Raw genomic sequence first — 14,824 nt, forward strand, 5'->3', positions numbered from 1 at the left:
GGTGGGGACCGATGCGTTCCTGGTGGGGTTGGGTTTGACCTTGCCGATTGCTGCGCAGCATGCGCGAGCTGGCGCGGTTGGATAGTGTTGGGGCGGTGCTTGGTTCGGGGTGTTTTGGCGGCTGTGGTGTTGTGTCTTGGCGGGTTGTTTCCAATTGGGGTCGGCTGCATGCGATAATCCGGGGCTGACCAGGTTCAGTCCAGCGGCTGTAGCTCAGTGGATAGAGTATTGGCCTCCGAAGCCAAGGGTCGTGGGTTCGATCCCCGCCAGCCGCGCCAGTGATGTTTGCCGTTGTGCGTCCCGCTGCGTGTGGGGTGAATCTACAAAATTTTGGAATTTTCCTGGACTGCATAAAACTAGTGCTATAATTCGAAATTCTCCGGAGGGGTGCCCGAGTGGCTAAAGGGGGCAGACTGTAAATCTGTTGGCTTACGCCTACACTGGTTCGAATCCAGTCCCCTCCACCAGTGATAGTGATGTTAGGAGTGATGCTTAGTCTTGTTTTGGTATGGGGCTGAGCGCGCAGCGGTTGTTAGCCGATGCGGGAGTAGTTCAATGGTAGAACCCTAGCCTTCCAAGCTAATGACGCGGGTTCGATTCCCGTCTCCCGCTCCACTGCTTGTTTGTTCTGGTTTGTTGAGATAGAAATTTTGAGGCCGCGTAAGCGGTATCAAGTTGCCCATGTGGCTCAGTGGTAGAGCACTCCCTTGGTAAGGGAGAGGTCGCGGGTCCGATTCCCGCCATGGGCACCACTTTCAGGTGCGTCCGGATCTGGTTGCGCCGAGATCCTGTTGTGTTGAGTTTTAGATTTTTTTCGGAGTCGGAAAAATGGCAAAAGGAAAATTCGAGCGTACCAAGCCCCACGTCAACGTGGGCACGATCGGCCACGTGGACCATGGTAAGACGACCCTGACGGCAGCCATTGCTACCGTGCTGTCGGCCAAGTTCGGCGGCGAAGCCAAGGCCTACGACCAGATCGACGCAGCGCCCGAAGAAAAAGCCCGCGGTATCACGATCAACACCGCCCACGTGGAATACGAAACGGCCAACCGCCACTACGCCCACGTGGACTGCCCTGGCCACGCCGACTATGTGAAGAACATGATCACCGGCGCTGCCCAGATGGACGGCGCCATTCTGGTTTGCTCGGCCGCTGACGGCCCCATGCCCCAGACCCGTGAGCACATCCTGCTGGCCCGCCAAGTGGGCGTGCCTTACATCATCGTGTTCCTGAACAAGTGCGACATGGTGGACGACGAAGAGCTGCTGGAACTCGTCGAAATGGAAGTGCGCGAACTTCTGGACAAGTACGACTTCCCAGGCGACGACACCCCTATCGTGCGCGGCTCTGCCAAGCTCGCTCTGGAAGGCGACAAGGGCAAGCTGGGTGAAGAAGCCATCATGAAGCTGGCTGAAGCCCTGGACACCTACATCCCCACGCCAGAGCGCGCTGTGGACGGTGCTTTCCTGATGCCCGTGGAAGATGTGTTCTCCATCTCCGGTCGTGGCACCGTGGTGACCGGTCGCGTGGAGCGCGGCATCATCAAGGTCGGCGAAGAAATCGAAATCGTCGGTATCCGCGACACGCAAAAGACCATCTGCACCGGCGTGGAAATGTTCCGCAAGCTGCTGGACCAAGGTCAAGCTGGCGACAACGTGGGCCTGCTGCTGCGCGGTACCAAGCGCGAAGACGTGGAACGCGGCCAAGTGCTGTGCAAGCCCGGCTCGATCAAGCCCCACACCCACTTCACGGCTGAGGTGTATGTTCTGTCCAAGGACGAAGGTGGCCGTCACACGCCTTTCTTCAACAACTACCGTCCTCAGTTCTACTTCCGCACGACCGACGTGACTGGCGCTATCGAGCTGCCAGCCGACAAGGAAATGGTCATGCCTGGTGACAACGTGTCGATCACTGTGAAGCTGATCAACCCCATCGCCATGGAAGAAGGTCTGCGCTTCGCTATTCGCGAAGGTGGCCGCACCGTGGGCGCTGGCGTCGTGGCAAAGATCATTGCTTAATTAGCAGCGTATATAGGGGTATAGCTCAATTGGCAGAGCGTCGGTCTCCAAAACCGAAGGTTGTAGGTTCGATTCCTACTGCCCCTGCCACTTGAAAGTGGCCCAAAACAAGCCCGCCAGACCCTGGCGGGCTTCGGTGTCTTAAGTGATGCCGTGAATCGGAAGCAGGAAGCACTCAAAGATGGCCACATCACAGGTTGAAACTGTCAATACAGGCGCAGACAAGGCCAAGCTCGTAGCGGTGGTGGCTTTGGTCATTGCATCGGTTGCCGGCTTTTATTTGCTGGGCAAGCAAGGTGCGGTGGTGCAATGGGTGGCACTGATTGCAGGCTTGGTTGCTGCGGCGGGTGTTTTCCTGGTGTCGGAGTCGGGGCGTCAATTTGTCGCTTTTGCCAAAGATGCATGGCGCGAAGTTAAGAAGGTCGTCTGGCCGACGCGCAAGGAAACGCTGCAAATGACGGCGTATGTGTTTGCCTTCGTGGTGATCATGGCGCTGTTCCTGTGGTTCACTGACAAGACCCTGGAGTGGGTTTTGTACGACTTGATTTTGGGGTGGAGAAAGTCATGACGACCGCTGCGGAAATCACTGGGGCAGAAGCTCCTTCAGGCGCTTCTGCTTCGGCAAATCCCGATCTGCGTTGGTACATTGTCCATGCCTACTCTGGCATGGAAAAGGCTGTGGAGCGCAACATCCAGGAGCGCATCAGTCGCTCGGGTATGCAGGACAAGTTTGGTCGTATTTTGGTGCCGACCGAAGAAGTTGTCGAAATGAAGAACGGCCAGCGTAAGACGACCGAGCGTCGTTTGTTTCCTGGCTATGTGTTCGTTGAAATGATCATGGATGACGATACCTGGCACTTGGTGAAGCACACCAGCAAGGTGACGGGTTTTGTGGGTGGTGCCAAGAATCGTCCTGCCCCGATTTCTGAAGACGAAGTGCAGAAGATCGTCAGTCAGATGCAGGAAGGTACAGATAAGCCTCGCCACAAGATCGAATTCATGGTCGGTGAGTTGGTCCGCGTCAAGGAGGGCCCGTTCACGGACTTCAATGGCTCCGTTGAAGAGGTCAACTACGAAAAGAGCCGTGTACGCGTCTCTGTGATGATTTTTGGTCGCTCCACGCCGGTTGAGTTGGAATTCGGTCAAGTCGAAAAAACCTAAATATTGGCAAGAGGAAGTCTTGTTCTTCAGGACTTCTCGCGTTCGAGAAAAATTGGATGCTGCACTTTTCGACTCGGTGCGGACATTGTGAAAGTGAGTCGTTAACCCCGGGGAGCCGGTGGCTGCATGGTGCAGCGCAGGCGTTATGACCCGCAAGGAGTAAAACATGGCGAAGAAAATCGTCGGTTTTATCAAGCTGCAAGTTCCAGCTGGTAAGGCCAATCCATCCCCACCAATCGGTCCCGCACTGGGTCAGCGTGGCCTCAACATCATGGAGTTCTGCAAGGCATTCAATGCCCAGACCCAAGGTGTCGAGCCCGGTCTGCCACTGCCCGTGGTCATCACGGCCTTCGCAGACAAGAGCTTTACCTTCATCATCAAGACGCCGCCTGCGACGACCTTGATCAAGAAGGCTATCAAGCTCGAAAAGGGTTCTTCGAACGCACTGAAGATCAAGGTTGGCAAGATCACGCGAGAACAGCTCGAAGAGATCGCCAAGACCAAGATGAAGGACATGAACGCTGCCAATGTGGACGCCGCAGTGCGCACGCTGGCTGGCTCTGCACGCTCTATGGGCGTGACGGTGGAGGGTTTGTAAGATGGCCAAGCTGACAAAAAAGCAAAAAGCCCTGCAAGGCAAGGTCGACAGCACGAAGCTGTACGCATTCGCTGATGCAGTCGCGATCGTGAAGGACGCCGCTACGGCCAAATTCGACGAATCTATCGACGTCGCCGTGCAGCTTGGCATCGATGCCAAGAAGTCGGATCAAGTGGTTCGTGGCGCCGTGGTGCTGCCCAACGGTACCGGTAAGACGACCCGCGTGGCCGTGTTCGCCCAAGGCGCCAAGGCTGAAGAGGCCAAGGCTGCTGGCGCCGACATCGTGGGTATGGACGACCTAGCAGCCATGGTCAAGGCCGGTGACATGCCTTTCGACGTGGTGATCGCTGCGCCTGATGCCATGCGTGTCGTGGGTACGCTGGGTCAGATCCTGGGTCCACGTGGCCTGATGCCTAACCCCAAGGTGGGCACAGTGACGCCTGACGTCGCTACGGCTGTGAAGAACGCCAAGGCTGGTCAAGTGCAGTTCCGCGTGGACAAGGCCGGTATCGTGCACAGCACGATCGGTCGTCGCTCGTTCGACAACGAAAAGCTGCAAGGCAATCTGGCTGCCCTGATCGAAGCTCTGAACAAGGCAAAGCCTGCAACCAGCAAGGGCCTGTACCTGCGCAAGGTCGCTGTGTCCTCCACGATGGGCGTTGGCGTCCGCGTGGATACGCAATCCATCGCAGCGTAATTGCGATAAGAAATCTTCAGGCCTGTCAAAAGGCCTGATGTGGTGGGCTGACGGTGCTGTTACAGGTGCTTTCAGGCCATCCAAGACCGTTGGTGCGCAACCAGTTTGTGCTTAATCCCTCTAGGGCCAACGCAGATGGCGATCCCGCTGCAGATGGAATCCGTTCCGAAACAGTTGGTCGCTGCAACAAGAGCGCGCACAAGGGTGAAAACCCAAGTGTGCAATTTAAGGAGTAGACCTTGAGTCTTAATCGCAGTGAGAAAGAAGCGGTCATCAGTGAAGTGACCAGCCTCGCCGCTAAAGCTCAAACGCTTGTGATCGCGGAATACCGTGGCATCACGGTCGCCGACATGACCAAACTGCGCGTGGAAGCTCGCAGCAAGGGCGTGAGCCTGAGTGTTCTGAAGAACACCCTGGCCCGCCGTGCTGTGGCTGGCAGCCAGTTTGACGTGGTGGCAGACCAGATGACCGGTCCTCTGATCTATGGCTTCTCCGAAGACGCCGTGGCAGCCGCGAAGGTGGTGGCCGATTTCTCGAAGACCAACGACAAGCTGGTGATTCGTGGTGGCGCTTTCGGTGGTAAAGCCCTGGACGTCAACGGCGTTAAGCAACTGGCCAACATCCCTTCCAAGGAAGTGCTGCTGGCTCAGATTTGTGGCTTGCTTATGTCCCCCATGTCGCGTACAGCCGTTGTGCTGGGCGCACTGGCGGCGAAAAAAGGCGAAGGCGCAGCCGCTCCGGCCGCCGAACCTGTCGCGGCTTGAACGCTCGGCAGTTAACCAACAAAATTGTTAGGAAATCAAAATGGCATTCGACAAAGACGCATTTTTGACCGCGCTGGACAGCATGACGGTCCTGGAACTCAATGACCTGGTGAAGGCCATTGAAGAGAAGTTTGGTGTGAGCGCTGCAGCCATGGCTGCTCCTGCTGCTGCCGGTGGTGGCGCTGGCGCTGCTGCTGCAGAAGAAAAGACGGAATTCAACGTGGTGCTGACCGATGCTGGCGCCAACAAGGTGTCCGTCATCAAGGCAGTGCGTGAAATCACGGGTCTGGGCCTCAAGGAAGCCAAGGACTTGGTGGACGGCGCTCCCAAGAACGTCAAGGAAGGTATTGCCAAGGCTGACGCCGAAGCTGCCGTCAAGAAGCTGGTGGAAGCTGGCGCCAAGGCCGAACTCAAGTAATTCGGTCTCGCTCAAGGGCTGGAGTGCTCCTCAAAGGGCCTCCAGCCTTTGGTGCTTTCAGAGCGCACCCGCAAACCCCGCCCAGTGTTGGGGTTTGCGAGTGTCTTCTGTCAATCCCGACAGCAGAAGACGCCTTGGTTCGGGTGATGTGCAATGCATCACCGTCCGCCATGGTTGGTAGTGGCCAACCGCCAAGCCCGCAAAGACAGCGCTCCTTGCGGGTCAGTCGTCGAAGACCCAGGACTCATGTCTTTGCCCGGAGATCTCATGGCCTATTCCTACACCGAACGCAAGCGAATTCGCAAAAGTTTCGGCACCCGCGATAGCGTGCTCGAAGTTCCCTATCTGCTGCAGATGCAGAAGGATGCCTATACCGCTTTCCTGCAGGCTGATAAAGCACCCCAGAAAAGAACTATTGAAGGCCTTCAGGCGGCATTCGACGCGGCTTTCCCCATCGTCTCCCACAACGGTTTTGTGGAGATGAAGTTCATCGAATACAACTTGGCCAAGCCGGCCTTTGACGTCCGTGAATGCCAGACCCGTGGTCTGACGTTCGCCTCGGCCGTGCGCGCGAAGGTCCAGCTGATCATCTATGACCGCGAGTCTTCCACATCGCAGTCCAAGGTGGTCAAGGAAGTGAAGGAGCAAGAGGTCTACATGGGCGAAGTGCCCCTGATGACCGACAAGGGCTCGTTCATCATCAACGGCACTGAACGTGTGATCGTCTCGCAGCTGCACCGCTCGCCCGGCGTGTTCTTCGAACACGACAAGGGCAAGACGCACAGTTCGGGCAAGTTGTTGTTTTCGGCGCGCATCATCCCCTACCGTGGCTCGTGGCTGGACTTCGAATTCGATCCGAAGGACATCCTGTACTTCCGCGTGGACCGTCGCCGTAAGATGCCGGTCACGATCCTGCTCAAGGCCATTGGTCTGAACCCGGAATCGATCCTGGCGAACTTCTTCGTCAACGACAACTTCCGCCTGATGGACAGCGGTGCGCAGATGGAGTTTGTCTCCGAACGCCTGCGTGGCGAAGTTGCTCGTTTTGATATCACCGACAAGTCGGGCAAGGTTGTCGTGGCCAAGGACAAACGCGTTACGGCCCGCCACACCCGCGAACTGGAACAGTCTGGGACTACGCACATCAGCGTGCCAGAAGACTTCCTGATCGGCCGCGTGGTGGCCCGCAACATTGTGGATGCCGACACTGGCGAAATCATTGCCAAGGCAAATGACGAGTTGACTGAAGCGCTGCTCAAGAAACTGCGCAGTGCTGGTGTGCAGGATGTGCAGTGCATCTACACCAACGAACTCGACCAGGGCGCGTACATGTCGCAGACCCTGCGCATCGACGAAACGGTGGACGAGTTCGCTGCGCGCGTTGCCATCTACCGAATGATGCGCCCCGGCGAGCCACCAACGGAAGACGCTGTGCAGGCCCTGTTCCAGCGCCTGTTCTACAACCCCGACACGTACGACCTGTCGCGCGTGGGCCGCATGAAGTTCAACGCCAAGATCGGCCGCGACGAATCCACCGGCCCCATGGTGCTGTCCAACGAAGACATCCTGGCCGTGGTCAAGATCCTGGTGGACCTGCGCAACGGCAACGGCGAAGTCGATGACATCGACCACCTGGGCAACCGCCGCGTGCGCTGCGTGGGCGAACTGGCCGAAAACCAGTACCGCACGGGCCTGGCACGTATCGAAAAGGCCGTGAAGGAACGTCTGGGTCAAGCCGAACAAGAGCCGCTGATGCCCCACGACCTGATCAACAGCAAGCCGATCTCGGCTGCCCTGAAGGAATTCTTCGGTGCTTCGCAGCTGTCGCAGTTCATGGACCAGACCAACCCGCTGGCCGAAATCACGCACAAGCGCCGTGTGTCTGCCCTCGGCCCAGGCGGTCTGACCCGTGAACGCGCAGGCTTCGAGGTGCGTGACGTGCACGTGACCCACTACGGTCGCGTCTGCCCTATCGAAACGCCGGAAGGCCCCAACATTGGTCTGATTAACTCGCTGGCTCTGTACGCCCGCCTGAACGAGTACGGTTTCATTGAAACCCCCTACCGTCGCGTGGTGGAAGGCAAGGTGACCAACGAGATCGATTACCTGTCGGCCATCGAAGAAGGCAAGTACGTGATCGCGCAGGCCAACGCCACCCTGGACAAGGATGGCCGCCTGACGGGTGAACTGGTGTCGGCCCGTGAGAAGGGTGAATCCATCCTGTGTGGCGCTGACCGCGTGCAGTACATGGACGTGTCGCCCGCACAGATCGTGTCGGTGGCTGCGTCCCTGGTTCCGTTCCTTGAGCACGACGATGCGAACCGCGCGCTGATGGGCGCCAACATGTCGCGCCAGGCTGTGCCTGTGCTGCGTCCCGAAAAGCCCCTGGTGGGCACGGGCATCGAGCGTGTGGCTGCTGTGGATTCCGGCACCGTGGTCACCGCCAACCGTGGCGGTATCGTGGACTACGTGGATGCCACCCGCATCGTGGTGCGTGTGAACGACGACGAAGCCGTGGCCGGTGAAGTGGGGGTGGACATCTACAACCTCATCAAGTACCAGCGTTCCAACCAGAACACCAACATCCACCAGCGCCCCATCGTCAAGAAGGGTGACAAGCTGGTCAAGGGTGACGTGGTGGCCGACGGCGCATCGACGGACTTTGGCGAAATCGCCATCGGCCAGAACATGCTGATCGCCTTCATGCCCTGGAACGGCTACAACTTCGAAGATTCGATCCTGATTTCCGAACGCGTGGTGGCGGAAGACCGCTACACCTCGATCCACATCGAGGAACTGGTGGTCATGGCCCGCGACACGAAGCTGGGCGCCGAAGAAATCACGCGCGACATTCCGAACCTGTCGGAGCAGCAGCTGAACCGCCTGGACGAGTCCGGCATCATCTACGTGGGCGCCGAAGTGCAACCCGGCGACACGCTGGTGGGCAAGGTCACTCCCAAGGGCGAGACCACCCTCACGCCCGAAGAGAAGCTGCTGCGCGCCATCTTCGGCGAGAAGGCTTCCGACGTGAAGGACACCTCGCTGCGCGTGGATCAGGGCTCGTCGGGCACCGTGATCGATGTGCAAGTGTTTACCCGCGAAGGCATCCAGCGCGACAAGCGCGCCCAGCAGATCATCGACGATGAACTCAAGCGCTTCCGCCTGGACCTGAACGACCAGCTGCGCATCGTGGAGGCCGACGCGTTCGACCGTATCGAAAAGCTGCTGACCGGCCGCGTGGCCAATGGCGGTCCGCAAAAGCTGTCCAAGGGCACCAAGCTCGACAAGGCGTACCTGTCTTCGGTGGAGAAATTCCACTGGTTTGACATTCGTCCTGCGGAAGATGAAGTCGCCACACAGCTCGAATCGATCAAGAACGCCCTTGAGCAGACCCGCCACAGCTTCGATCTGGCTTTCGAAGAAAAGCGCAAGAAGCTCACGCAAGGCGACGAGTTGCCAGCCGGCGTGCTCAAGATGGTCAAGGTTTACCTGGCCGTCAAGCGCCGCCTGCAGCCAGGTGACAAGATGGCCGGTCGCCACGGTAACAAGGGTGTGGTTTCCAAGATCGTTCCTGTCGAAGACATGCCTTACATGGCCGACGGCACGCCTGCCGACATCGTTCTGAACCCGCTGGGTGTGCCCTCGCGGATGAACATCGGCCAGGTGCTGGAAGTTCACCTGGGCTGGGCTGGCAAGGGCATTGGTCAGCGCATTGGCGACATGCTGCGCGAGCAAGCCAAGGCGGCTGAGCTGCGCACGTTCCTCGAAGAGGTCTATAACTCGCGCGGCCGCAAGGAAGACCTGTCGCAACTGAGCGATGACGACCTCATGGCCATGGCTGCCAACCTGACGAACGGCGTGCCGTACGCGACCCCTGTGTTCGATGGTGCTTCGGAAGAAGAAATCAAGGACATGCTCAAGATTGCCTATCCGGACGACATCGCAGAGCGCAAGGGACTCACGTCCACTCGCACCCAGGCGTACCTGTTCGACGGCCGCACCGGCGAGCGCTTTGAGCGCCCAACGACCATCGGCTACATGCATTACCTGAAGCTGCACCACTTGGTGGACGACAAGATGCACGCTCGTTCGACCGGTCCTTACTCGCTCGTCACGCAGCAGCCGCTGGGCGGTAAGGCCCAGTTCGGTGGCCAGCGTTTCGGGGAAATGGAAGTGTGGGCGCTGGAAGCTTATGGCGCCGCTTATGTGCTGCAGGAAATGCTGACCGTGAAGTCCGACGACGTGGTGGGCCGTACCAAGGTTTACGAATCCATCGTCAAGGGCGAGCACGCCATCGAAGCCGGCATGCCGGAATCGTTCAACGTGCTGGTCAAGGAAATCCGTTCGCTGGGCCTGGACATCGAGCTGGAACGCTCCTAAGCAGAAAAGGAAAGAGTCACTATGAAATCGCTACTCGACCTGTTCAAGCAATTCACGCCGGACGAGCATTTCGATGCCATCCGCATCGGCATGGCTTCGCCCGAAAAGATCCGTTCGTGGTCTTTCGGTGAAGTGAAGAAGCCCGAGACCATCAACTACCGTACGTTCAAGCCCGAGCGCGACGGCCTGTTCTGCGCCAAGATCTTCGGTCCCATCAAGGACTACGAATGCCTGTGCGGCAAGTACAAGCGCCTCAAGCATCGCGGCGTGATCTGCGAGAAGTGCGGCGTTGAAGTCACGCAGACCAAGGTGCGCCGCGAGCGCATGGGTCACATCGATCTGGCCGCGCCTTGCGCCCACATCTGGTTCCTGAAGTCGCTGCCATCGCGTCTGGGCCTGGTGCTCGATATGACGCTGCGCGACATCGAACGCGTGCTGTACTTCGAAGCCTACGTGGTGACCGACCCCGGCATGACCCCGCTGAAGAAGTTCAGCATCATGTCCGAGGACGACTACGACGCAAAGCGCAAGGAATACGGCGACGAATTCATCGCCAAGATGGGCGCCGAAGGCATCAAGGACCTGCTCGAATCCATCGACATCGACCTGTCGATCGAGAAGCTGCGCGGCGACCTGACGGGCTCCGAAGTCAAGGTCAAGAAGAACGCCAAGCGCCTGAAGGTGCTGGAAGCGTTCAAGAAGTCGGGCATCAAGCCCGAGTGGATGGTGCTTGAAGTGCTGCCCGTGCTGCCCCCGGACCTGCGTCCGCTGGTGCCGCTCGATGGCGGTCGTTTTGCGACTTCCGACCTGAATGACCTGTACCGCCGCGTCATCAACCGCAACTCGCGTCTGCGCCGCCTGCTGGAGCTGAAGGCTCCTGAAATCATCGCGCGCAACGAAAAGCGGATGCTGCAAGAGGCTGTCGATTCGCTGCTGGACAACGGCCGCCGTGGCAAGGCCATGACGGGCGCCAACAAGCGTGCTCTGAAGTCCCTGGCTGACATGATCAAGGGTAAGTCGGGTCGCTTCCGCCAGAACTTGCTGGGCAAGCGCGTGGACTACTCTGGTCGTTCCGTGATTACCGTGGGCCCAACGCTCAAGCTGCACCAGTGCGGCCTGCCCAAGCTGATGGCTCTGGAGCTGTTCAAGCCTTTCATCTTCTCGCGCCTCGAAGCCATGGGCATCGCGACGACGATCAAGGCCGCCAAGAAGGAAGTTGAATCCGGCACCCCCGTGGTGTGGGACATTCTGGAAGAGGTCATCAAAGAGCACCCCGTGATGCTCAACCGTGCGCCTACGCTGCACCGTCTGGGTATCCAGGCCTTTGAGCCCATCTTGATCGAAGGCAAGGCCATCCAGCTGCACCCGCTGGTTTGCGCGGCCTTCAACGCCGACTTCGACGGCGACCAGATGGCTGTTCACGTGCCGCTGTCGGTGGAAGCGCAGATGGAAGCCCGTACGCTGATGCTGGCCTCCAACAACGTGCTGTTCCCTGCTTCGGGCGAGCCGTCCATCGTTCCTTCCCAGGACGTGGTGCTGGGCCTGTACTACGCCACCCGTGACCGCATCAACGGCAAGGGCGAGGGCCTGGTGTTCGCCGATACCGGCGAGGTGCAGCGTGCCCTGGACGCTGGCCAAGTCGAGCTGGCCGCCAAGATCACGGTGCGCATGACCGAGTGGGCCAAGGACAAGGCCACGGGCGAATTCGTGCCTTCTACCTCGTTGGTGGAAACCACCGTGGGCCGCGCACTGCTGTCCGAGATTCTGCCCAAGGGCCTGCCGTTCTCCAACATGAACAAGGCGCTCAAGAAGAAGGAAATCTCGCGCCTGATCAACGTGTCCTTCCGCAAGTGCGGTTTGAAGGAAACGGTCGTGTTTGCCGACAAGCTGCTGCAAAACGGTTTCCGTCTGGCCACGCGCGCTGGTATCTCGATCGCCATTGATGACATGCTGGTGCCTCCACAAAAGGCCGGCATCATCGAGCGCTCCGAAAAGGAAGTGAAAGAGATCGAGCAACAGTACGTGTCCGGTCTGGTCACTTCTGGCGAGCGCTACAACAAGGTGGTGGACATCTGGGGCAAGGCCGGCGACGAAGTGTCCAAGGTGATGATGGCCCAGTTGTCCAAGCAGAAGGTCATGGACCGCCACGGCAAGGAAGTGGACCAGGAGTCCTTCAACTCCATCTACATGATGGCCGACTCCGGCGCCCGGGGCTCTGCTGCCCAGATCCGCCAGGTGGCCGGTATGCGGGGCCTGATGGCCAAGCCAGACGGCTCGATCATCGAAACGCCCATCACCGCGAACTTCCGCGAAGGCCTGAACGTGCTGGAGTACTTCATCTCCACCCACGGTGCCCGTAAGGGTCTGGCCGACACGGCGCTGAAGACCGCTAACTCCGGTTACCTCACCCGCCGCTTGGTGGACGTGACGCAGGACTTGGTCGTGACCGAAGAGGATTGCGGCACCGCCAACGGTTCGCTGATGCGCGCCATCGTTGAAGGCGGTGAAGTGATCGAATCGCTGCGTGACCGTATCCTGGGCCGCACCGCTGCAGAAGATGTGCTGCACCCCGAAACCCGCGCCGTGCTGGTGTCTGCTGGCGTGATGCTGGAAGAAGACCTCATCGAGGAACTCGAAGCCGCTGGTGTGGACGAAGTGAAGGTCCGCACCGCGCTGACCTGCGAAACCCGCTACGGCCTGTGCGCCAAGTGCTATGGCCGCGATTTGGGCCGTGGCGGCCTGATCAACCTCGGCGAGGCCGTGGGTGTGATCGCTGCCCAGTCCATCGGCGAACCCGGCACGCAGCTGACCATGCGTACCTTCCACATCGGTGGTGCTGCTTCGCGCGCTGCCATCGCATCGAGCGTGGAAGCCAAGTCCAACGGCGTGATCGGCTTCAATGCCACGATGCGCTACGTGAGCAACACCAAGGGCGAGTTGGTGGTGATTGCACGTTCGGGTGAGATCATCATCCAGGACGAGCATGGCCGTGAACGCGAACGCCACAAGGTGCCTTATGGCGCGACGCTGACGGTGAAGGCCGACCAGACCATCAAGGCTGGCACCATCCTCGCCAACTGGGATCCGCTGACGCGCCCCATCATCACCGAGTTCGCCGGTCAGACCAAGTTCGAGAATGTCGAAGAAGGCCTCACCGTAGCCAAGCAGGTTGATGAAGTGACGGGCCTGTCCACGCTGGTGGTGATCGACCCCAAGCGCCGCGGCGCTGCCAAGGTTGTGCGCCCACAAGTGAAGCTGATCGATGCCCAGGGCAACGAAGTGAAGATCCCTGGCACCGACCACTCGGTGACCATCGGCTTCCAGGTTGGCGCTCTGATCCAGGTGCGCGACGGCCAAGACGTGGGCCCTGGCGAAGTGCTGGCGCGTATTCCGGTCGAAGGCCAGAAGACCCGCGACATTACCGGCGGTCTGCCCCGCGTGGCCGAGCTGTTCGAAGCCCGTACGCCGAAGGACAAGGGCACGCTGGCCGAAATGACCGGTACCGTGTCGTTCGGCAAGGAAACCAAGGGCAAGGTCCGCCTGCAGATCACCGACCCTGAAGGCCGCGTGTTCGAAGAACTCGTGCCCAAGGAAAAGAACATCCTGGTGCACGAAGGCCAGGTGGTGAACAAGGGCGAATCGATCGTGGACGGCCCCGCCGACCCACAAGACATCCTGCGCCTCTTGGGTATCGAAGAGCTCTCGCGCTACATCGTGGACGAAGTGCAGGACGTGTACCGCTTGCAAGGCGTGAAGATCAACGACAAGCACATCGAGGTGATCGTTCGCCAGATGCTGCGCCGTGTCGTGGTCGAGAACGTGGGCGAGTCGAACTACATCGCCGGTGAACAGGTCGAGCGCTCCGAGATCCTTAACACCAACGAGGCTCTGCAGTCCGAAGGCAAGATCCCCGCGACCTACAGCAACCTGCTGCTGGGTATCACGAAGGCATCGCTGTCCACCGACTCGTTCATCTCGGCCGCTTCCTTCCAGGAAACGACCCGCGTGCTCACCGAGGCTGCCATCATGGGCAAGCGCGACGAGCTGCGTGGCCTGAAGGAAAACGTGATCGTGGGCCGTCTGATCCCTGCCGGTACGGGCTTGGCTTACCACCAGGCACGCAAGGCCAAGGACGCCATGGACGACGCCGAGCGCCGCGCCATTGCTGAAGCCGAAGCCGCAGAAATGGCTGCCCAGTCAGACGCCCCAGAGGCCGACGGCAGCAGCGTCACCGCGACCGACGCAGCAGCCGACTAAGCCTTCCGGCTGTCACTGAAACGCTCCCGCCCTGTCCCCTGGCAGGCCGGGGGCGTTTTTCATGGACTGCCCCGCTTCCTATTTCTTACCCCTTTCACCGAGCTGGAGCGCGTGCAACACGCGCTACCAGCAACAGCGCATGTTGTGGTCATCGCCCCTTTTCTGGATTGCTTTTGCCATCCTCCTTTTCTGGGCCCTTGGGGCCTACAACCGCCTGATGCGGTTGCGTTCATCGGTGGTGCAGTCGTTTGGCAGCTTCGATGCGCACATGGTGCGCCTGGTGGCGCTGCTGGGCGAGTTTGATGCTGCGGTCGCCGTGCAGCGGGGGCGTCTTCTGGTCGGTGCGGGTGAGCAGGAAATGGCAGCCTTGCGAGGCGCCACCACCCAGCTGAGTGCCTCATTGGCCGTGACGCGCGCCCGCCCGTTGCAGCCGGACGCCGTAGCGGCCCTGGCTGCTGCGCGCGATGTGCTGCTGGCCACTTGGCAAGGCGCTGTGGGCGCAGTGCAGCTCGCCACGGGGGGGCCGGAAG

Annotated in this window: 9 protein-coding genes, 5 tRNA genes and 1 pseudogene; all 15 read left to right on the forward strand. The window is 59.6% G+C overall.

What is annotated here, in order from left to right:
- Positions 1 to 202: 202 nt before the first annotated feature.
- Positions 203 to 278: transfer RNA gene (locus tag DBR12_RS18810), tRNA-Arg, on the forward strand.
- 103 nt (positions 279 to 381) lie between these two features.
- A tRNA-Tyr gene (locus tag DBR12_RS18815) sits at positions 382 to 467 on the forward strand.
- A 74-nt stretch (positions 468 to 541) separates the two neighbouring features.
- Positions 542 to 615 (forward strand) — tRNA-Gly (locus DBR12_RS18820).
- Positions 616 to 677: 62 nt separating this feature from the next.
- Positions 678 to 752: transfer RNA gene (locus DBR12_RS18825), tRNA-Thr, on the forward strand.
- Positions 753 to 828: 76 nt separating this feature from the next.
- On the forward strand, positions 829 to 2,019 hold the full coding sequence (tuf, locus tag DBR12_RS18830) for an elongation factor Tu (RefSeq protein ID WP_108616981.1): 1,191 nt from the start codon (positions 829 to 831) through the stop codon (positions 2,017 to 2,019).
- A gap of 14 nt (positions 2,020 to 2,033) precedes the next feature.
- Positions 2,034 to 2,109: transfer RNA gene (locus tag DBR12_RS18835), tRNA-Trp, on the forward strand.
- Between the two features lie 91 nt (positions 2,110 to 2,200).
- Positions 2,201 to 2,587 carry a preprotein translocase subunit SecE gene (secE, locus tag DBR12_RS18840; RefSeq protein WP_108618655.1) on the forward strand — a complete coding sequence of 129 codons (387 nt, stop codon included), beginning with the start codon at positions 2,201 to 2,203 and terminating at the stop codon, positions 2,585 to 2,587.
- Entirely contained in the window at positions 2,584 to 3,180 is a 597-nt protein-coding gene (gene nusG / locus DBR12_RS18845) for a transcription termination/antitermination protein NusG (RefSeq protein WP_108618656.1), read from the forward strand. Before secE ends, nusG begins: the two co-directional genes overlap by 4 nt.
- Before the next feature lie 166 nt (positions 3,181 to 3,346).
- Positions 3,347 to 3,778, forward strand: coding sequence for a 50S ribosomal protein L11 (gene rplK / locus DBR12_RS18850; protein ID WP_056641824.1), 432 nt, complete (start codon positions 3,347 to 3,349; stop codon positions 3,776 to 3,778).
- A 1-nt stretch (position 3,779) separates the two neighbouring features.
- The gene (rplA, locus tag DBR12_RS18855; protein ID WP_108618657.1) at positions 3,780 to 4,475 is read left to right on the forward strand and encodes a 50S ribosomal protein L1; all 696 of its coding nucleotides are present in this window, start codon (positions 3,780 to 3,782) and stop codon (positions 4,473 to 4,475) included.
- Positions 4,476 to 4,714: 239 nt separating this feature from the next.
- On the forward strand, positions 4,715 to 5,239 hold the full coding sequence (rplJ, locus tag DBR12_RS18860) for a 50S ribosomal protein L10 (RefSeq protein WP_063459214.1): 525 nt from the start codon (positions 4,715 to 4,717) through the stop codon (positions 5,237 to 5,239).
- A 40-nt stretch (positions 5,240 to 5,279) separates the two neighbouring features.
- Positions 5,280 to 5,657, forward strand: coding sequence for a 50S ribosomal protein L7/L12 (gene rplL / locus DBR12_RS18865; RefSeq protein WP_005797571.1), 378 nt, complete (start codon positions 5,280 to 5,282; stop codon positions 5,655 to 5,657).
- Positions 5,658 to 5,924: 267 nt separating this feature from the next.
- Positions 5,925 to 10,037: a DNA-directed RNA polymerase subunit beta gene (rpoB, locus tag DBR12_RS18870; protein ID WP_108618658.1), complete on the forward strand. Its 4,113-nt coding sequence runs from the start codon at positions 5,925 to 5,927 to the stop codon at positions 10,035 to 10,037.
- Between the two features lie 21 nt (positions 10,038 to 10,058).
- Positions 10,059 to 14,294: a DNA-directed RNA polymerase subunit beta' gene (rpoC, locus tag DBR12_RS18875; protein WP_108618659.1), complete on the forward strand. Its 4,236-nt coding sequence runs from the start codon at positions 10,059 to 10,061 to the stop codon at positions 14,292 to 14,294.
- Between the two features lie 217 nt (positions 14,295 to 14,511).
- Positions 14,512 to 14,824 (forward strand): annotated as a pseudogene (locus DBR12_RS18880) (LemA family protein); the annotation flags it as partial.

It is taken from the genome of Acidovorax sp. HMWF029 (assembly GCF_003060895.1).
Taxonomy (GTDB): Bacteria; Pseudomonadota; Gammaproteobacteria; order Burkholderiales; family Burkholderiaceae_C; genus Acidovorax.

What these genes read in the sequence shown, in the direction of transcription:
- tuf (WP_108616981.1), top strand. Translation starts at nt 829, where the DNA reads ATGGCAAAAGGAAAATTCGAGCGTACCAAGCCCCACGTCAACGTGGGC.
- secE (WP_108618655.1), top strand. Translation starts at nt 2,201, where the DNA reads ATGGCCACATCACAGGTTGAAACTGTCAATACAGGCGCAGACAAGGCC.
- nusG (WP_108618656.1), top strand. Translation starts at nt 2,584, where the DNA reads ATGACGACCGCTGCGGAAATCACTGGGGCAGAAGCTCCTTCAGGCGCT.
- rplK (WP_056641824.1), top strand. Translation starts at nt 3,347, where the DNA reads ATGGCGAAGAAAATCGTCGGTTTTATCAAGCTGCAAGTTCCAGCTGGT.
- rplA (WP_108618657.1), top strand. Translation starts at nt 3,780, where the DNA reads ATGGCCAAGCTGACAAAAAAGCAAAAAGCCCTGCAAGGCAAGGTCGAC.
- rplL (WP_005797571.1), top strand. Translation starts at nt 5,280, where the DNA reads ATGGCATTCGACAAAGACGCATTTTTGACCGCGCTGGACAGCATGACG.
- rpoB (WP_108618658.1), top strand. Translation starts at nt 5,925, where the DNA reads ATGGCCTATTCCTACACCGAACGCAAGCGAATTCGCAAAAGTTTCGGC.
- rpoC (WP_108618659.1), top strand. Translation starts at nt 10,059, where the DNA reads ATGAAATCGCTACTCGACCTGTTCAAGCAATTCACGCCGGACGAGCAT.